This is a genomic window from Dactylosporangium sp. NPDC049742 (genome assembly GCF_040674675.1).
GTDB lineage: Bacteria > Actinomycetota > Actinomycetes > Mycobacteriales > Micromonosporaceae > Dactylosporangium > Dactylosporangium maewongense.
This window is the reverse complement of sequence record NZ_JBFANF010000095.1, coordinates 19,982-37,964: the sequence shown is the minus strand read 5'-3', so window position 1 is coordinate 37,964 and position 17,983 is coordinate 19,982. Positions and strand designations below refer to the sequence as shown.

Genomic DNA, 17,983 nt, shown 5'->3' with positions numbered 1-17,983 from the left:
CTCGGCTCCGGTGCGTGCCGGCTCGCGGTGATCCGGAAGAGGTTGTGCACGCAGGGCTGCACAAAGTCTTCCGGATCATGGTGGGGGCCAGGAACATCGGCATGACGTTGAGCGAAAGCACGGCGGCGCCGGTCGGCGAGGTGGTGCTGGAGGCTGTCGGCCTGACCAAGCATTTCCCCGTCCGCAGGCGAATGCGTGACCTTTTCTCCGGCACCAAGGCAGCCGTCCACGCGGTGGACGACGTCTCCTTCACTCTGCGACGGGGCAGAGTCACGGCACTGGTCGGCGAGTCCGGCTCCGGCAAGTCCACAGTCGCCCGGCTGCTCGCGCAGCTCTACCCGCGCACCGGCGGCGACATCCTCCTGCACGGCACGTCGACCAAGGTCAACGGAGGCAGGCGCTTCCGGAACTACGTCAAGCGCGTGCAGCTCATCTTCCAGGACCCGTTCGGCTCGCTCAACCCGGTGCACACGGTCCGCTACCACCTCACCCGGTCGCTGAAGATCCACGGCAACGCCGGCAGGACCGCGGCCGAGCTCGAGGAAGCCCTCGCGAACCTGCTCACCCGGGTCAGCCTCACCCCGCCCGAGCGCTACATCGACAAGTTCCCGCACGAACTGTCCGGCGGCCAGCGCCAGCGCGTCGCGATCGCCCGCGCCCTCGGCGCCGACCCCGAGGCGCTGCTCGCCGACGAGCCGGTCTCCATGCTCGACGTGTCGATCCGGCTCGGCATCCTCAACCTGCTGCGTGACCTGAAGGAACGGCTCAACCTCGCCATCCTGTACATCACGCACGACATCGCCTCGGCCCGCTACTTCGCCGACGAGACCATGGTCATGTACGCCGGCCGGATGGTCGAGGGCGGCGACAGCGAGACCGTCACGCAGAACCCCGCGCACCCGTACACGCGGCTGCTGATCGAGTCCGCGCCCGACCCGGACCGCATCGAAGGCATCGCCGACCCGGCGAACATGGACCGGGGCAACGGCGAGCCGCCGAGCCTGATCCGGCCCCCCGCCGGCTGCCGCTTCAACCCTCGCTGCCCGCACGCCATGCCCCGCTGCAAGGTCGACCTGCCGCCGCGGCTGGAGATCGGTGACCGCGACGGGCACTGGGCCGCCTGCTGGCTGTACGACGCGGACACCGTCGCCAAAGAAGGCATCGGCTCCGCTGCCAACGGCAGCGCCGCCATCCCCACGCCGCCGGCTCTGACGCTGACGGAGGAGGCACGATGAAGTTCCTGCTGCAACGCTTCGCCTTCTACCTGTTCACGGCGTGGGCGGCGATCACCCTCAACTTCTTCATTCCGCGGGTCATGCCCGGCGACCCGGTCAGCGCCCTGATCTCCAAGAACCAGGGCCGGCTGTCCAGCGACGCGATCCAGTCCATCAAGGTGCTGTTCGGCCTCGACAAGGACCAGAGCCTCTGGGAGCAGTACATCGGCTACTGGAAGCAGCTGCTGCACGGCGACCTCGGCCTGTCGTTCACGTTCTACCCGACGTCGGTCTCCGAGGTCATCGGCCAGAGCCTGCCGTGGACGATCGGCCTGGTCGGCATCACCACGATCCTGAGCTTCATCATCGGCACCGCGCTGGGCGTCGGCGCCGGCTGGAAGCGCGGCTCGTGGATCGACAGCCTGCTGCCGGCCACCACGTTCCTGTCCTCGGTGCCGTACTTCTGGCTCGGTCTCGTCGCCATCGCCCTGCTCGCCGGCCCCGGCAGCTGGTTCCCGTCGTCCGGCGGCTTCACCCCCGGCCTGGTGCCGGCGTTCGACCAGTACTTCATCGGCAGCGCGCTCAACCACAGCATCCTGCCCGCGGCGACGATCCTCATCTCCTCGATGAGCGGCTGGATCCTCGGCATGCGCAACATGATGGTCACCGTCTCCTCGGAGGACTACATCACCGTCGCGCACGCCAAGGGTCTGTCCGACAAGCGGGTCGCCTTCAGCTACGCCGCCCGCAACGCGCTGCTGCCCAACGTGTCCGGCTTCGCGCTGTCGCTGGGCTACATCGTCGGCGGCACCCTCCTGGTGGAGATCGTGTTCTCCTACCCGGGCGTGGGTTACCAGCTCTTCCAGGGTGTCCAGGCCTACGACTACCCGCTGATGCAGGGCATCTTCCTGGTCATCACGATCTCGGTGCTGGTGGCCAACCTGCTGGCCGACGTGGCCTACCTGCTGCTCGACCCGCGCACCCGAAAGAGTGGTTGAGATGACCGTCACCCCGTCCAGCATCGAGCAGGTGATCCCGGGCCAGGGTTCGATGGCCCAGCCGAGCGTGAAGCCGGCCTCGAAGGCGAAGCGCAAGCGGTTCCGGTTCATCGCCAACGGCAAGGCCGCGACCGGCCTCATCGTGCTCGGCATCTACGTGCTCATCGCGATCATCGGGCCGTGGATCTCCCCGTACGACCCGGACCTCATCACGGCCGACAAGCTGCAGGCGCCGTCCGGCTCGCACTGGTTCGGCACCGACCACCTCGGCAAGGACATCTTCAGCCAGATCCTGGTCGGCGCCCGCGGCGTCGTCGTGGTCGGCGCGATCGCCGGCATCGTCGCGACGGTCCTGTCGGTGCTCATCGGCGTCACGTCCGGCTACCTGGGCGGCGCCGCCGACGAGAGCCTCTCCGCGGTGTCCAACGTCTTCCTGGTCATCCCCGGCCTGCCGCTGATCATCATCGTCACGTCCACCATCACCAACGCCGGCGACATCGTCGTCGCGCTGGTCATCGGGTGTACGTCCTGGGCGTACGGCGCCCGGGTCCTGCGAGCACAGACCCTGTCGCTGAGACGCCGGGACTACGTCGAGGCGTCCCGCGCGACCGGTGAGAAGACCTGGCGGATCGTGCTGTTCGAGATCCTGCCGAACCTGACCGCGATCATCGCGTCCAGCTTCGTCGGCACCGTCATCTTCGCCGTCATGTCCGAGATCACCCTCGCGTTCATCGGCATCTCGTCGGTGTCGACCTGGAACTGGGGCACGATCCTGTTCTGGGCGCAGGGCCAGCAGGCCCTCGCGCAGGGCGCCTGGTGGTGGTTCGTGCCGGCCGGTCTGGCCATCGCGTTCCTCGGCACCGCGCTCAGCCTGATCAACTTCGGCATCGACGAGTTCGTCAGCCCCCGCCTGCGCACCTCCGGCGCGGGCTCCCGGCGCGCCCCCAACGGCGACAAGGTCACCATGCGGGTCGGGTTCACGCCCGTCATCCGCGGCCGCGTCGACAGCACCCCCGAGATCGAGATCAAGCACCCGGGCCCGACCGACGACCTCGACGACACCGTCGGCTCGGTGGAGTATGGAGCGAAGCCATGACCCGCACCCTGACCCGGCCACTGCTGGAGATCAAGAACCTCGACGTCGACTACGGTCTCGGCGAGGAAGGGGTCAAGGCGGTCCGCGACGTCAGCCTCACCATCCACCGCGGCGAGGTCGTCGGCCTCGCCGGCGAGAGCGGCAGCGGCAAGTCGACCCTCGCCTACGGCGTCACCCGGCTGCTCCCGCCGCCCGGCGTGGTGTCCAACGGCTCGGTCGTCTACCACCCGCCGACCGGCGACCCGTACGACGTGCTGAACCTCTCCAACGAGGACCTGCGCAAGTACCGGTGGGCGGAGACGTCGATCGTGTTCCAGGGCGCGATGAACTCGCTCAACCCGGTGCACAAGATCTCCGTCGGCCTGATGGACGCGATCAAGGCGCACGACCCGAGCTCCACCAAGGCGGCCCGGGTCGCGCGGGCCAAGGAGCTGCTGCGGCTCGTCGGCATCGCCGAGGACCGGCTCGACGCGTACCCGCACCAGCTGTCCGGCGGCATGCGCCAGCGCGTCATGATCGGCATGGCGCTCGCCCTGGAACCGCAGCTGGTCATCATGGACGAGCCGACCACCGCGCTCGACGTCGTCATGCAGCGGCAGATCCTCGGCCAGCTCGTCGAGCTGCGCGAGCGGCTCGGCTTCTCCGTCCTGTTCATCACGCACGACCTGTCGCTGCTGGTCGAGTTCTCCGACCGGATCGCGATCATGTACGGCGGGCGGATCGTGGAAGAGGCGCCTTCGGCGGCGATCTACCGCGACCCGAAGCACCCGTACAGCGCCGGGCTGCTGCGCTCGTTCCCGGCGCTGCGCGGCGAACGGCGGGAGCTGGCCGGCATCCCCGGCTCGCCGCCCGACCTGCGCGGCATGCCGTCCGGCTGCGCGTTCCACCCGCGCTGCCCGAAGGCGTTCGAGCCGTGCCCGACCAAGATTCCGATCCTGGGCAAGCCCGACGATCACGTCGGTGAGCCCCGCACCGTCGCCTGCTGGCTGCATCCGGTCACCGCCGGCTGAGCCTGCCAACGGGCACACCGTCCCAGTAACTGCAAACAGGAGAACCATGGACACGACCGCGACACCCCTCGATGTGCAGAACCCGATCGCCACGCTCCCGCCTTCCTTCCGCTGGGGAGTGGCGACCTCGGCCTACCAGATCGAGGGCGCGGTCGACGAGGACGGGCGGACCCGTTCCATCTGGGACACGTTCTGCGAGGTGCCCGACGCGATCGACAAGGGCGACACCGGCGAGGTCGCCTGCGACCACTACCACCGCATGCCGCAGGACGTCGCGCTGATCCGCGACCTCGGCGTCGACCTCTACCGGTTCTCCGTGGCGTGGCCGCGGGTCCAGCCCCGCGGCCGCGGCCCGGTCAACCCGGCCGGGCTCGGCTTCTACGACCGGCTCACCGACGAGCTGCTCGCCAACGGCGTCGAGCCGTGGATCACCCTGTACCACTGGGACCTGCCGCAGGAGCTGGAGGACGCCGGCGGCTGGCCCGTCCGCGACACCGCCTACCGCTTCGCGGACTACAGCATGCTCGTCTTCGACGCGCTCAAGGACCGCGTCAAGACCTGGACGACGCTCAACGAGCCGTGGTGCTCGGCGATGCTCGGCTACGCCTACGGCGTGCACGCCCCCGGCCGGCGCGACTTCGCCGCCAGCATGCACGCCGTGCACCACCTCCTGCTCGGTCACGGCCTCGCGACCCAGCGCATGAAGGCGGCGGCGGCCCCGCACCACGAGTTCGGCATCACCCTCAACATGGGCGTCAGCACCCCCGAGACCGACAGCGCCGCCGACCGCGACGCCGCCCGGCGCAGCGACGCGCTCAGCACCCGCATCTACCTCGACCCGCTCGTGCACGGCCGGTACCCGGCGGACCTCGTCGCGGACCTCGCCGCGCAGGGCATCGAGCTGCCCGTGCAGGACGGCGACCTCGAGGTCATCAAGACGCCGCTGGACGTCCTGGGCGTCAACTACTACTTCAGCGAGACGGTCTCCGGCGTCGACGAGGACGGCAACACCCACGACGCCACCGGCCTGCCCGTCAGCCGCCCCATCCCGACCGGCCGCCCGATCACCGCGATGGGCTGGGAGATCGTCCCCGAGGGCTTCACCCAGCTCCTCGTGCGCCTGTGGGAGGACTACCGGCTGCCGATCTTCGTCACCGAGAACGGCTCCGCCTTCTACGACGAGCCCGACGAGACCGGCTTCGTCCGCGACGACGACCGGGTCGCCTACTTCGACTCCCACATCGGCGCGGTCGCCGTGGCCCGCCAGCAGGGCGCGGACATCCGCGGCTACTTCGCGTGGTCGCTCATGGACAACTTCGAGTGGGCCTACGGCTACGACAAGCGCTTCGGCATCGTGTACGTCGACTACGACACGCAGGAGCGCACCCCGAAGCAGTCCGCGCACTGGTACCGCGACACCATCAAGGCACTGCGCGGCTGAGCTAGTCCGGCAGCAGGGGAGTTGTGGGCCCCTGCTGCCGGCCCAGCAGCGACGCCCTCGTCAGCGCCGCCGAGCCGAACCGGTCCCGGACCTGGTCCATCGCCTGGTCCAGCTCGCCGCCGGTGTGCGCCCGCAGCGGCAGCTCCAGCTGTACGGCGCCGTCCCCGTCCAGGTTCGCCACGGCGATGCCGATGAGCGTCAGCCCCCGGTTCGCGATCAGCGACGCTTCTTTGTGATGCAGCATCTGTACGGCGTCCAGAATCGTCGCGGTGTGCCACGTCTCCTTCGTCAGGGTGTGCGAGCGCGTCGCCTTCGTGAAGTCCGCGAACCGCATCCGTAGCACGACCGTGCGACCGCCCCGCTCGGCGGCCCGGAGGCGCCGGCAGACCCGGTCGACCAGCTCCGCGAGGACCGCGTCGACGAACGCCGGCTGGTGCGGCCCGCGGCCGAGGGCCCGCTGCGCGCCCATCGACCGGCGGCGCCGGTTCGTCTGCACCGGCCGCGGGTCCCGGTTGTGCGCGAGGGCGTGCAGGTGCCGCCCCGTGCCCTCGCCGAGCATCGACACCAGGGTCGCCTCACCGAGCCGGGCGACCTGTCCCACCGTCGTGACCCGGTGCGCGTGCAGCTTCGCCGCCGTGACGGCCCCGACGCCCCACAGCCGCTGCACGGGCAGCGCGTGCAGGAACGTGAGCTCGTCGGCGGGCTCCACGACCAGCAGCCCGTCGGGCTTGGCGACCCCGCTGGCCACCTTCGCCAGGAACTTCGTCCGCGCCACCCCGACCGTGATCGGCAGCCCGACCTCCCGCAGCACGTCGGTCCGCAGCTTCTCGGCGATCCGCCGCGGCGTCCCCGCGATCCGCCACAACCCACGCACGTCGAGGAACGCCTCGTAGATCGAGATCCCCTCCACGACCGGCGTCGTGTCCCGGAACACCTCGAACACCCGCCGGCTGGCCTCTGAGTACGCCCGCATCCGCGGCGGCACGACGATCGCCTCAGGGCACAGCTGCCGCGCCTGCCGCCCACCCATCGCCGTGCGCACCCCGAGCCGCTTCGCCTCGTAGCTGCACGCGAGCACCACCCCGCCACCGACGATCACCGGCCGCCCCCGCAGCCGCGGGTCGTCGCGCTGCTCCACCGACGCGTAGAACGCGTCCAGGTCAGCGTGCAGGATCGAGGCGTCCGCGTACACGAACACATGTTCGCATGACCCGCCCCTACCAGGGCAAGCATCGCCGCCGAACGGGGTCAGCGGGCCGGCACCATAATCGATATGATCTCCGTACATCCGGGTCCATGGGGGAGCACGATGCGCATTTCCGCTGGTCTTTCCGCCGGCCTCGTTGCCGGCCTCGTTGCTGGCCTGTTCGCTGCTCCGGCGTCGGCCGCCGTCCTTCCGGACCTCACGGTGACCGGCTCGTTCGACAAGAGCAGCTACACCGTCGGTGAACCGTTCGTCCTGACCTTCACCGTGACCAACAAGGGCACCGTCACCGCCACGACCGTGCACCGCTCCGGCGGCGAGATGCAGGGCGTCGAGGCCGTCGACTGGGGCCTGCTGCGGACCGGGTTCGATCTGGCGGTCGGCGAGACCAGGACGGTCACCGCGACCGGTGTCACGACGCAGAGCGGCAAGAAGTACGGCTTCGCGTCCATCCGCCTCAGCGTCTTCGCCACCAGCGGCGACGCCAGCCCGAGCGACAACCTCGTCCAGGCCACCGCCGCGATGCCGGGTGCCTCCGGCGGCCTCAGGGGCCTGGTCTTCCTCGGCCACACGAGCACCACGGTGCCCGGACCGATCCCGCAGGGCGTCGCGGGCGTCGCGGTCGCCGTCGTCGACCCGGGCAGCGGCGCGCTGCTCGCCCAGGCCGTCACCGGCGCTGACGGCCGCTTCGAGGTGACGGGTGTCCGGGCCGGGCTGGTCAAGCTCCGCCCCACCCCGCCGCCCGGCTGGCGGATCCACTCGCCCCAGGGCGGGGACACCGTCGACGCCCAGGTGATCGGCGACGAGACCACCGACTTCTCGATCGTCACCGACCCCACGCCGCCGACCGTCACCTCGGACGTGACCCCCTTCTACAACGCCAAGTCCGGCAGGACCGAGATCTACGCCCGCGCCGGCAACGGCCACGTCGTGTACACCCCCTACACCTACGGCTGGGCCCAGTGGAACGACCTGGGCGGCGACATCGTCGGCAAGCCCGCGGTGGTGCACAACCCCAAGTCCGGGGCCATCGACGTCATCGCCCGTGCGGCGGCCGGCGGACTGGTGCACAACCGGTTCACCACCTCCTGGTCGGGCTGGCAGCCCATGGGCGGCGACGTGCAGGGCAACCCGGTGGCCATCTACAACCAGACCTCCGGCACGACGGAGGTGTACGCCCGGACGTCGGCGAACACCCTGGTGTACCGGTACTTCGCCGACGGCTGGTCACACTTCTACGACCTCGGCGGCGACCTCCGCGGCGACCCGGCGTTGCTCTACAACCCGAGGTTCGGCACCACCGAGGCGTACGTCCGCACGGCGACCGGCTCGCTGACCTACCGGTACTACTCCGGCGGCTGGTCCGGCTGGAACGACCTGCAGGGCACGCTCCACGCGGAGGCGAACCCCGCGGTGCTGTTCAACCCGAAATTCGGCACGACCGAGGTCTACACCCGCACCGCCGGAAACACGCTGGCGTACCGGTACTGGTCCGGCGGCTGGTCCGGCTGGAACGAGCTGGGCGGCACGCTGGCGAGCGACCCGAGCCTGGTCCACAACCTGAAGTCCGGCACGACGGAGGCGTACGTCCGGACCCAGTCGAACACCGTCCAGTACCGGTACTGGTCCGGCGGCTGGTCCGGCTGGAACGACCTCCAGGGCGACCTCGCCGGTAACCCTTCGGTGCTCTACAACCCGTCGGCCGCCACGACCGACGTCTACGGCCGCACGAGTGCCGGCCACGTCATGTTCAGGTACTACGCCAACCGCTGGTGGGACTGGACGGACCTCTGCGCGTAGCCCCGCAGGGCGACCGCGGCGGCGGCGAGCAGCAGCAGGACGCCCAGGCCGGCCAGCAGGAGCGGGCCGGCCGGGGCGTAGCCCTCCCGCGGCGCGACCGGCTCCGTCGATGCGCGGCCGGACCTCCTCGGGGATGCCGGTGTCGGCGAACTCGACCGCCAGGCAGGGGAGGTCAGCGGCGTTGCCAGACCTCGGCGTCGGCGGTCCAGCGCAGGGTGGTCACGGCTCGGAGGATCAGGCCGCCGGCGGTGGCTGGGGTGATGTACAGCTCGTCGGCGAGGGCGCGGATGATGTGCAGGCCGCGGCCGTGCTCGTCGAGGACGGCGAAGTCCGTGGCGGCGAGTTCGGTCGTGGTCATCTCCGTGGCGAGGACGAGGCGGCCCGGGTCGATGACGGAGCCGTCGTTGACGACGTGGATCACGCAGCGGAGGTCGGTGACCTCGATGCTGATCTCGTAGTCGTCGATGTCGCGGGCGTGTTCGATGACGTTGGCGCAGGCCTCGGTGAGGATCAGGCCGATGTCGTCGCGGCAGGAGGGTTCGACGCCGAGGGTTCGCAGCGCCTGGTCGAGCAGGCGGCGGGCCATGGGCACCGTCGCGGCGTCCCGCGGGAGATGCAGTGCGAGTCGCAGCGCGATCGACACCTGGTCGTCGCCTCCTCTCGTGTGGTCGTTCCCAGCGACCGTACCCTCAGCACCACAGGTTTCATGTTTGTCACACAGCAAGAATCCTCACCCGGTGCGGGTGAGGGTGGGTCGCGCGGATCTGGGAACGGGTCGGCAATGCGGCGAACACAGTGGTTGCTGGCTCTCGCGGTTGGGTACGTCGACGGCATCTGCCTGCTGTTTCTCGGCGGTGTGTTCGGTGGCGTCGTGGCCGGCAACCTGGTCGTCCTGGGCGTGGCAGGGGTGCAGCGGCTGCCGGAGACGGCGCTGCGGGCGGGGCTGTCCGTCGCCGTGTACGGCGGGACCGCGCTGCTCGCCCGGCGGGTCGCCCCGAGCCGCTGCCTCGTCGGCGCGCTGCTCGCGCTCTGCACGCTCTGCGGCGGCTGGATGGTCGCCGCGCACGACCCGCGCGGCCTCACCCAGCTGCCGCTGCTCGCCCTCGCCGCCATCGCCGCGGCCCTGCAGCACACCGCGTCCCGCGAGCCCGGGGACGCCCCGCTGGCGGCCGTCCAGCAGCTGCTGCCCCTCGGCTGCATCCCGGTCGGGGCGGTGGGCGCCGGGCTGCTGCTGGAGCACGTACCGTGGATCGGCCCGCTACCGGCCGTGCTGCTCGTCGCCGCCGCCCTCGTGGTGGGGTCGCGGCGGACCCGGACGGAGACCGCAGCACCCGCCGCGCATCGCGAGCCCGCCAGGCTGTGACCGGCGCGCCCGCCACCCATCGCGCGCCCGCCAGGCAGTGACCGGCGCGCCCGCCGCGCATCGTGAGCCCGCCGGGCTGTGACCGGCCGTACAGTTGCGGCATGGGCATGGTGCACACGGTCGGGCTGGTTCTGCACCCCCGCCGCGACTCGAAGCCGGCGATCGACGCCATCATCGACTGGGCGAAGACCCGCGAGGCGACGGTCCTCGGGCTGCCCGACGAGGTCGACCGCATCGACTGCACCGCCGTCGCGGTCGACTCCGACGAACTGGTCAGCCGGGCGTCGCTGGTCGTGAGCCTCGGCGGCGACGGCACGATGCTGCGCAGCATGCGGCTGCTGTCCGGCAAGCCGACGCCGGTGCTGGGGGTCAACCTGGGGCGGCTCGGGTTCCTCGCGGAGGTCGCCGTCGAGGACCTGCCGGCGGCGCTGAGCTCGATCGACGCCCACCGGTACACCGTGGAGCCGCGCATGGCGATCCGCACCCGGCTGCCCGACGGCACCGACGTCACCGCCTTCAACGACATCGCGCTGGTGCGGGTGCCGGGGCAGGGCCTCGCCGCGGTCGGCATCTCGATGCAGGGCTACCCGTTCGTGCGGTACTCCGCGGACGCGCTCATCGTCGCCACGCCGACCGGGTCGACCGCCTACAGCTTCTCCGCCGGCGGGCCGATCGTCTCGCCGAACGTCGAGGGCATCCTGGTCGTGCCGGCGGCGGCGCACTCCGCGTTCAACCGGGCGATGGTCCTCTCGCCCGACGAGGACCTCGACCTGGAGCTGCTGCCGACCAGCGGCCGGCTGGTGGTGGAGGTCGACGGCATCCTCGGCGGCGAGCTGCAGGCCGGCGACACGCTCACGGTGTCGGCGGTCCCGTCCGCGGCGAAGGTGGTGCGCCTCGGGTACACCACCTTCTACGAACGGGCCCGCCGCAAGCTGCAGGTCAACGGCAGCCTGGAGGTCGAGGAGGCGTAGCTCAGCCGAAGGCGACGTGATCCAGCCAGCGGCGCAGCACCCCGGCGTCGCCGTCGATCGCCAGACCGTCGGCGTCGCGGCGCCGGTACACCAGCAGCAGCAGCTCCTGGACCGGCGCCCGGACGGTGACGGCCGCGGGTCCGCCGCCGCGACGCCAGGTGTTGACGTCCCCGGTCAGGTCGACGAACCACGCCGCGGGCAGGTCGTCCGCGCACAGGGCGACAGTGCGGCCGGGGCCGAGGACGGCCCGCTTGCCGGGGGTGAGCTCGAAGTGGATCGGGTGCGCGTCGAGCGCCATCCACTCGTCGAGCGCGTCGGTGGCGACGTCCGCCGACACCGCGAACGGCACCCCGGCGGCCAGGGTCGCGTCGGCCCGGTGCATGAGCGTCTCGTGGGCGAAGCGGCGCGCCCAGAAGGGCATGCCGCCCAGGTCGAACGGGGTCCACACCGGCGCGTCCGGGCCGGCCTCACGCAGCGCGCCGGCGAGCTCGCGGGCGCCGTCGAGCAGCCACGCCGCCGGGACGGGGCCGGTGTCGTCGCCGTCGATGTCGCGGACGACGCCGTCGGGCAGGAACCCGGTCGCCCTGGTCCGGACGATCTCGGCGGCCCACCGGTGCCCGCCGCCGATGTGCCGCAGCAGCGAGCCCAGGGTCCAGCCGGGGCACGACGGCACGGGCGCGGTCAGGGACGCGCCGTGCAGGCCGTCGACGAGCAGCTCGGTCTGGGTGACGATCCACCCGCAGTGGTCCTCGAAACGCATGGTTCTCCTCGGGTACGCGACGATGACGCTGTCACGAGGAGGTCGGAGCCACCACGGCTTCCTCGACATGCGGCGCGTCCGAAGACCCAGAAAGCCCGGAAGGCGAGGACGCCGCGGCGACCGCGGTCGACTCCATCGCCCACAGCAGCGCCTCGGCCTCGGAAGGGGCCATGAGGTGGCTGTCGACGTACATCGTGATCTCCACCGCCTCGTCGGAGCCGTCGACGCTGAGGAACAGCGCCGAGGACGGCTCGTCGGAGCGGTCGACCCAGGCGAACTCGCTGCGCTCCGGGCGCGGCACGTCCTGCAGCTCGCCGCCGAGGCGCCGGTCGTTGAGGCTGACGTCCAGGGAGAACTGCGGCCCCCGGTCGGCGACCACGCCCGCGATCACCGCGTCGAGGTCGTGCCGGTTGTAGTAGGCGTGCTTGTACGCGGTGAGCGCGGCCCGGCGGGTCCGGTCCAGTACGTCGGTGAAGCCGCCGGCGGTGTCGATGACGCACAGCCCCATCTGCGAGACGGGGGCGACGACACCGGCCAGCCCGGCCCGGTAGCGGTTGCTCGAGATCAGCCGCAGCGGCACCACGGTGACGCCGGTGACCTGGGCGAACGCGATGGCGAACGCGGCCGGCAGGGCCGGCGCCGGCTCGACGCCGGCCCGCAGCGCCGCCGTGCGCAGCGCCGCCGGCAGGACCGTGGAGTGCAGGACGCCGGTCCAGTGCCGCGGGGTGCGCACGTCGCGGGACGGGGCGAGGCCCGGGTCGGGGATGGCGCGCAGGTGGGTGTCCCAGTGCCGCAGCGAGGCCGCGTTCTGCCGTACGCCGGCCGGTGACGCCTGCAGCCGGGCCTGCTCGAGCGCGGAGTGCCCCTCGACGGGCGTGTCGGTGCGGGCGTCGGTCTCGGTCATCATCCGCACCGCGCCGGCGCCGTCCATGACGAGGTGCGACATGATCAGGACCACGTGGGAGCACACCCCGGCGGTGCGGACGACGGCCATGCGGACCGGCCACTCGTGGGCGTGGTCGAAGGGGACGGCACGGAACCGGGCCTCGACCTCGGCCGGGTCGGCGTCGTCGAGGACCTCGAGGTCGATCTCGCCGGCGCCGTGCACGACCTGGTGCGGCGGCCCGTCGCCGTCGAAGACCAGCCGCGTGCGCATGCTCTCGTAGCGGCTCATCAGGTACCGCAGCTCGCCGGCGACGTCGCCGGTCGTGGTCCCGGGCGGCAGCGGCCGGGTCCCGCCCATCGCCAGGGAATGCCCGAGCGTGGTCATCTTCAGCCAGATGTCCAGCTGCCCCCAGGACAGCGGTCCGGTGCCCGCGCCGCCGCCTTCGAACGTCACCCGCATCCACTTACTTTAGGACGCGGAAAAAACGCCGGTCTATGGGTGGGACCGCGACGGCAGGCCGTCGACCTTGAGCAGGGCGTCGTCGGCGTAGCACCACACCCACTCCTCACCCGGCTCGAAGGACTGGACCAGCGGGTGACCGCCGGTGTGGTAGTGCGCGGTGGCGTGTTTCGCCGGCGACGAGTCGCAGCAGCCGACGTGCCCGCACGTCAGGCACAGCCGCAGGTGCACCCAGCGGCCGCCGGCGGCGAGGCAGTCCTCGCAGCCGTCCGCGCTGGGCTGGACGTCTTGGATCTGGTCGAGGTGCTCACACGGGTTGCTCACGGAGCACACAGTATCCAATGGGCGATCGAGGAAACCCGTGGTTGGATTGGGTCCATGGCCAAGCCAGCGATCTTGACCGTGGACGACGATCCCGCGGTGTCCCGGGCGGTCGCCCGTGATCTCCGGAAGCAGTACGCCGAGGACTACCGCATCATCCGCGCCGACTCCGGTCAGGAGGCCCTGGACGCGCTCAAAGAGCTGAAGCTGCGCGGCGAGCAGGTCGCGGTGCTGCTCGCCGACTACCGCATGCCGAACATGACCGGCCTGCAGTTCCTCGAGGCCGCGATGGATCTGTTCCCGCGCGCCCGGCGGGTGCTGCTGACCGCGTACGCCGACACCGACGCCGCGATCCAGGCGATCAACGTCGTCGACCTCGACCACTACCTGCTCAAGCCGTGGCACCCGCCGGAGGAGAAGCTGTACCCGGTGATCGACGCCATGCTCGAGGCGTGGAAGGCCGCCCCCGACCGGCCGGTCGCCGACGTGAAGGTCGTCGGGCACCGGTGGTCGGCGCCGTCGTTCAAGGTGCGGGACTTCCTGGCCCGCAACATGGTGTCGTACCGCTGGTACACCACCGACGACGCCGAAGGGCAGCGGCTGCTGGCGGCGGCCGGGCTGACCGAGGCCGACGTCCCGCTCGTCGTCACCCACGAGGGCAAGACCCTGGTCGCGCCGGGTGAGGCCGAGCTGGCGGTGCAGGTGGGCCTGACCACGACGCCCGCGTCCGACTTCTACGACCTCGTCGTCGTCGGCGGCGGGCCCGCCGGTCTCGGCGCGGCCGTCTACGGCGCCTCCGAGGGGCTGCGCACCGTGCTGCTGGAGGAGCGGGCGACGGGCGGGCAGGCCGGGCAGAGCAGCCGGATCGAGAACTACCTCGGCTTCCCCGACGGCGTGTCCGGCGCGCAGCTCACCGACCGGGCCCGCCGGCAGGCGGTGAAGTTCGGCGCCGAGCTGCTCACCGCGTGCAAGGTCACCCGCCTGGCGGTGCAGGGCTCGGCGCGGGTCCTGCACTTCGAGGACGGCACCACGATCGCGGCGCACAGCGTCATCCTGGCCACCGGGGTCGCGTACCGGCGGCTGCGCGCACCGGGACTGGAGCAGTTCCAGGGCCGGGGCGTCTACTACGGCTCCGCGTCGACGGAGGCGCCGAGCTGCTCCGACCAGGACGTCTACATCGTCGGCGGGGCCAACTCGGCCGGGCAGGCCGCGATGTTCTTCAGCCGGTACGCGCGCCGCGTCCACCTCGTCATCCGCGCCCCCAACCTGGACGCGTCGATGTCGCGGTACCTGATCGAGCAGATCGCGGCCGTCCCGACGATCGAGGTCCACCCGTGCACGGAGATCGTCGGCGCCGACGGCGACGAGCACCTGGAGCGGCTCACGCTGCGGCCGGTCGACGGCGGCGCCGAGCGGACCGTCGACAGCTCCTGGCTCTTCATCTTCATCGGCGCGGAGCCCCGCACCGACTGGCTGGAGGGCGTGGTGCAGCGCGACGCCCGCGGGTTCGTCCTGACCGGGCCGGACGTCGCCGCGAGCAGCGACCATCTGGCGCTCGGCCGTGACCCCTATCACCTGGAGTCGAGCGTCCCGGGAGTGTTCGCCGCGGGTGACGTGCGCGCAGACTCGGTGAAGAGGGTCGCATCGGCGGTCGGCGAAGGCGCGATGGCGGTCTCACTGGTGCACCGGTACTTGGTGGAGGGGCAATGAGCAGGCCGGAGCGCAGCGAAGTGGCTGCTCATCATGGGCGCAGGTTTGGCTCAGTCCGGCGCCGGAGCGCAGCGGAGGTGACGGAATGAGCCGACGGCTTACCCAGGAAGAGCTCCGCGGGCTGTTCCTCTTCGAGGCGCTCGACGACGAGCAGCTGGAGTGGCTCGCCGCCCGCGGCACCGCGGTGCGCTACGGGTCCGGGCGGCCGGTGTACCGGGAGGGCGAGCCGGCGACCTGCTTCGTGGTGCTGCTGTCCGGCACCGTGAGCCTCAGCCGGAACGTGCACGGCGACGACATCGAGCTCAGCCGCACCGACCAGGTCGGCGTCTACGGCGGCGCCACGCAGGCGTACCTCGGTGACCGGGTCCCGCAGGTCTACAACAACACGATGCACGCGATCACCGACTCCGAGCTGTACGAGCTGCCCGCCGTCGAGCTCGGCGCCGCGATGCGCGAGTGGTTCCCGATGGCGATGCACCTGCTCGAGGGCCTGTTCTTCGGCATGCGCAACGTCAACAACGCGGCCGCCGAACGGGAGCGGCTCCTCGCCCTCGGCGCGCTGTCCGCCGGCCTGACCCACGAGCTCAACAACCCGGCCGCGGCGGCCGTGCGCGCCACCTCCGTCCTGCGTGACCGGGTCGCCGGCATGCGGCACAAGCTCGCGATGATCGCCGACGGCCGGCTCGACGGCCAGCAGCTGCACGGCCTCGTCGAGCTGCAGGAGCGCGCCGTCAAACTGGCCGCGACCGCCCCGAAGCGCTCCGCCCTGGACGCCAGCGACGCCGAGGACGCCGTCGGCGACTGGCTCGACGAGCGCGGCGTCAACGGCGCCTGGGACCTCGCCCCGACCCTGGTCGCCGGCGGTGTCGACGTGCCGTGGCTGGAGGACGTGAAGGTCTGCGTCGGCAAGCTCGACCTCGAGCCGGCCGTGCGCTGGCTCGTCTACACCATCGAGACCGAGCTGCTGATGGGCGAGATCGACGACGCCGTCACCCGCATCTCCGGTCTCGTCAACGCGGCGAAGCAGTACTCGCAGCTGGACCGCGGGCCGTTCCAGGTCGCCGACGTGCACGAGCTGCTCGACGCGACCCTCATCATGCTCAACGCGAAGATCTCCAAGCAGGGGGTCCGGGTCGTCACCCGCTACGACCGGGACCTGCCGCCGATCCCCGCGTACGCCGCCGAGCTCAACCAGGTGTGGACCAACCTCATCGACAACGCGGTCGCCGCGATGCACGGCGACGGCACCCTCACCATCACCACGTCCCGCGACGGCGACTGCCTGGCGGTCGAGTTCGCCGACACCGGCACCGGCATCCCCGCCGAGGTCCGGCCGCGCATCTTCGAGCCGTTCTTCACCACCAAGCCGGTCGGCGAGGGCACGGGGCTCGGGCTGGACATCTCGTACCGCATCGTGGTGAAGAAGCACCACGGCGACATCCGGGTCACGTCAAGCCCCGGCGACACCCGCTTCCTCGTCCTGCTGCCGCTGACCGAGCCCGCCCCCGCCGCCTGACGCCGGTCGCCGCGGCCCGCCCGGCGCGGTCACGGTGCGGTGGGTCAGCAGCGTGACCGCCGCCGCGGCCACCGCACCGGCGAGGGCCACGGCGACCGCCGCCCGGGCCGACGCGCCGTCGACGGCCGCGCCGGCGAGCGCGCTGCCGAGGGCCGCCCCGGCCGCCGTCGCCGTGCTCGTCCACATGCGGGCCTCGGTGCCGGTGCCCGGCGGGGCGGCCAGGTCGGTCAGCTCGTAGGCGAGCGCGTTCAACGGCGCGAGGGGCAGCCCGGCCAGGACGAACAGCCCCGCCAGCCACCAGAGGCCGGCGGGGAGCAGCAGCGGCGCCAGTACCAGCGCCATCGCGGCCGACAGCAGGGTGAACCTCGCCGGCGTCACGTGCGGCCCGAGGCTGCCCAGCAGGCTGCCCGCCGCGAACCCGCCGAGCAGCACCCCCGCGAACCCGGCCCGCCCGCCGGCGGTGGCGAACGCGGCCGCCGCCACCTGCACCGCGCCGATCGCGACGCCGAGCGCCGCCCGCGAGCCGACCAGCGACAGCACCGCCGGGGCCCGCAGCGGCCCGAGGACGCCCGCTCGTGCCGTGCGCGGCGCCGGCCGCCACGCCCGGGTCGGCGGCAGCAGCGCGAACGCCGCCGTCGCCGCGACCGCGAGGCCCGCCGTCAGCACCAGCCCGAGCGCGGGCCGCCCGACCGCGACGACCGCGCCCGCCACCACCGGACCGGCGATGAACCCGGCCTCCAGCAGCGCGCTCTCCAGGCGGTACGACGCCCGCAGCTGCGCGCCCTCGCCGAGCATCGCGATCCAGATGCCGCGCATGCACGCCGCGACCGGTGGCCGTGCCGCGCCCGCGACGCCGGCGAGCGCGGCGAGGACCCACAGCGGCGCCGACGGCCGGGCCGCCACGCCGAGCAGGGACGCTCCGTGCAGGGCCGCGGTCGCGAGCAGCACCGGCGTCTGGCCGGTCCGGTCGACGAGCCGCCCGACGATCGGCGCCGCGGCGGCGGTACCGACGGCGAACACACCGGCGACGAACCCTGCCGCGCCGAACGACCCCCGCTCGTGCTGCAGCAGCAGGACCAGCGCGAGGGCGACCGCCCCGGCCGACAACCGGGTGAGCAGGTTCGTGACCGCCAGGGCCGTCGCGAACGGCCGCCGCAGCACCGCCGCCCAGAGTCGTAGCACCTGGCAGTTCTACGCGACCGGCACCGCGACCCGCACGCGTATTTCCCGGGGC

General features: G+C 71.9%; 16 protein-coding genes. 10 read left to right on the top strand and 6 right to left on the bottom strand.

All coding sequences use genetic code 11. The features are described 5' to 3' along the window. Positions 1–101 precede the first annotated feature (101 nt). From AB0J72_RS54555 to AB0J72_RS54535, 5 genes are read left to right on the top strand one after another with little or no spacing between them, the layout of a single operon-like run. On the top strand, positions 102–1,235 hold the full coding sequence (locus AB0J72_RS54555) for an ABC transporter ATP-binding protein (RefSeq protein WP_363415779.1): 1,134 nt from the start codon (positions 102–104) through the stop codon (positions 1,233–1,235). Beyond that, positions 1,232–2,212, top strand: a complete 981-nt coding sequence (locus tag AB0J72_RS54550; RefSeq protein WP_344499150.1) for an ABC transporter permease — start codon at positions 1,232–1,234, stop codon at positions 2,210–2,212. The genes AB0J72_RS54555 and AB0J72_RS54550 overlap by 4 nt, the downstream gene beginning before the upstream one ends. Before the next feature lies 1 nt (position 2,213). Then, complete coding sequence (locus tag AB0J72_RS54545; RefSeq protein ID WP_363415776.1) at positions 2,214–3,308, top strand: ABC transporter permease; 1,095 nt, start codon at positions 2,214–2,216, stop codon at positions 3,306–3,308. Then, positions 3,305–4,318, top strand: a complete 1,014-nt coding sequence (locus AB0J72_RS54540) for an ABC transporter ATP-binding protein (protein WP_363415773.1) — start codon at positions 3,305–3,307, stop codon at positions 4,316–4,318. The genes AB0J72_RS54545 and AB0J72_RS54540 overlap by 4 nt, the downstream gene beginning before the upstream one ends. 46 nt (positions 4,319–4,364) lie before the next feature. After that, positions 4,365–5,759, top strand: coding sequence for a GH1 family beta-glucosidase (locus AB0J72_RS54535; protein ID WP_344499156.1), 1,395 nt, complete (start codon positions 4,365–4,367; stop codon positions 5,757–5,759). 1 nt (position 5,760) lies between these two features. Here AB0J72_RS54535 and dinB read toward each other — a convergent pair whose 3' ends face one another. Next, on the bottom strand, positions 5,761–6,951 hold the full coding sequence (gene dinB / locus AB0J72_RS54530) for a DNA polymerase IV (protein WP_363415770.1): 1,191 nt from the start codon (positions 6,949–6,951) through the stop codon (positions 5,761–5,763). Between the two features lie 117 nt (positions 6,952–7,068). Here dinB and AB0J72_RS54525 point away from each other — a divergent pair, with 117 nt between their 5' ends. After that, the gene (locus AB0J72_RS54525) at positions 7,069–8,763 is read left to right on the top strand and encodes a hypothetical protein (RefSeq protein ID WP_363415767.1); all 1,695 of its coding nucleotides are present in this window, start codon (positions 7,069–7,071) and stop codon (positions 8,761–8,763) included. Between the two features lie 172 nt (positions 8,764–8,935). Here the strand turns inward: AB0J72_RS54525 and AB0J72_RS54520 are convergent, their stop codons facing one another. Beyond that, positions 8,936–9,406, bottom strand: a complete 471-nt coding sequence (locus AB0J72_RS54520) for an ATP-binding protein (protein ID WP_363415764.1) — start codon at positions 9,404–9,406, stop codon at positions 8,936–8,938. A gap of 138 nt (positions 9,407–9,544) precedes the next feature. Between AB0J72_RS54520 and AB0J72_RS54515 the strand changes: the two genes are divergently transcribed. Continuing rightward, complete coding sequence (locus tag AB0J72_RS54515) at positions 9,545–10,126, top strand: DUF1275 family protein (protein ID WP_363415761.1); 582 nt, start codon at positions 9,545–9,547, stop codon at positions 10,124–10,126. Between the two features lie 101 nt (positions 10,127–10,227). Next, complete coding sequence (locus AB0J72_RS54510; protein WP_363415759.1) at positions 10,228–11,097, top strand: NAD(+)/NADH kinase; 870 nt, start codon at positions 10,228–10,230, stop codon at positions 11,095–11,097. Position 11,098: 1 nt separating this feature from the next. On the opposite strand, the gene AB0J72_RS54505 is transcribed toward AB0J72_RS54510, so the two are convergent. The 3 genes from AB0J72_RS54505 to AB0J72_RS54495 are packed head-to-tail and all read right to left on the bottom strand — an operon-like array spanning position 11,099 to position 13,526. Further along, entirely contained in the window at positions 11,099–11,857 is a 759-nt protein-coding gene (locus tag AB0J72_RS54505; protein WP_363415756.1) for a maleylpyruvate isomerase family mycothiol-dependent enzyme, read from the bottom strand. A gap of 31 nt (positions 11,858–11,888) precedes the next feature. Then, on the bottom strand, positions 11,889–13,202 hold the full coding sequence (locus AB0J72_RS54500) for a condensation domain-containing protein (protein WP_363415753.1): 1,314 nt from the start codon (positions 13,200–13,202) through the stop codon (positions 11,889–11,891). A 33-nt stretch (positions 13,203–13,235) separates the two neighbouring features. Continuing rightward, positions 13,236–13,526 carry a UBP-type zinc finger domain-containing protein gene (locus AB0J72_RS54495; RefSeq protein ID WP_363415750.1) on the bottom strand — a complete coding sequence of 97 codons (291 nt, stop codon included), beginning with the start codon at positions 13,524–13,526 and terminating at the stop codon, positions 13,236–13,238. A gap of 54 nt (positions 13,527–13,580) precedes the next feature. Between AB0J72_RS54495 and AB0J72_RS54490 the strand changes: the two genes are divergently transcribed. Then, complete coding sequence (locus AB0J72_RS54490) at positions 13,581–15,233, top strand: FAD-dependent oxidoreductase (protein ID WP_363415747.1); 1,653 nt, start codon at positions 13,581–13,583, stop codon at positions 15,231–15,233. A gap of 85 nt (positions 15,234–15,318) precedes the next feature. After that, positions 15,319–16,749, top strand: coding sequence for an ATP-binding protein (locus tag AB0J72_RS54485; protein ID WP_363415744.1), 1,431 nt, complete (start codon positions 15,319–15,321; stop codon positions 16,747–16,749). Here the strand turns inward: AB0J72_RS54485 and AB0J72_RS54480 are convergent. Beyond that, positions 16,684–17,931, bottom strand: a complete 1,248-nt coding sequence (locus AB0J72_RS54480; protein WP_363415742.1) for an MFS transporter — start codon at positions 17,929–17,931, stop codon at positions 16,684–16,686. The two genes, AB0J72_RS54485 and AB0J72_RS54480, sit on opposite strands and share 66 nt — an antisense overlap. Positions 17,932–17,983: the final 52 nt, after the last annotated feature.

Coding starts and splice junctions, on each gene's coding strand:
- AB0J72_RS54555 (WP_363415779.1), top strand. CDS start 102: ATGACGTTGAGCGAAAGCACGGCGGCGCCGGTCGGCGAGGTGGTGCTG.
- AB0J72_RS54550 (WP_344499150.1), top strand. CDS start 1,232: ATGAAGTTCCTGCTGCAACGCTTCGCCTTCTACCTGTTCACGGCGTGG.
- AB0J72_RS54545 (WP_363415776.1), top strand. CDS start 2,214: ATGACCGTCACCCCGTCCAGCATCGAGCAGGTGATCCCGGGCCAGGGT.
- AB0J72_RS54540 (WP_363415773.1), top strand. CDS start 3,305: ATGACCCGCACCCTGACCCGGCCACTGCTGGAGATCAAGAACCTCGAC.
- AB0J72_RS54535 (WP_344499156.1), top strand. CDS start 4,365: ATGGACACGACCGCGACACCCCTCGATGTGCAGAACCCGATCGCCACG.
- AB0J72_RS54525 (WP_363415767.1), top strand. CDS start 7,069: ATGCGCATTTCCGCTGGTCTTTCCGCCGGCCTCGTTGCCGGCCTCGTT.
- AB0J72_RS54515 (WP_363415761.1), top strand. CDS start 9,545: ATGCGGCGAACACAGTGGTTGCTGGCTCTCGCGGTTGGGTACGTCGAC.
- AB0J72_RS54510 (WP_363415759.1), top strand. CDS start 10,228: ATGGGCATGGTGCACACGGTCGGGCTGGTTCTGCACCCCCGCCGCGAC.
- AB0J72_RS54505 (WP_363415756.1), bottom strand. CDS start 11,857: ATGCGTTTCGAGGACCACTGCGGGTGGATCGTCACCCAGACCGAGCTG.
- AB0J72_RS54500 (WP_363415753.1), bottom strand. CDS start 13,202: ATGCGGGTGACGTTCGAAGGCGGCGGCGCGGGCACCGGACCGCTGTCC.
- AB0J72_RS54490 (WP_363415747.1), top strand. CDS start 13,581: ATGGCCAAGCCAGCGATCTTGACCGTGGACGACGATCCCGCGGTGTCC.
- AB0J72_RS54485 (WP_363415744.1), top strand. CDS start 15,319: ATGAGCCGACGGCTTACCCAGGAAGAGCTCCGCGGGCTGTTCCTCTTC.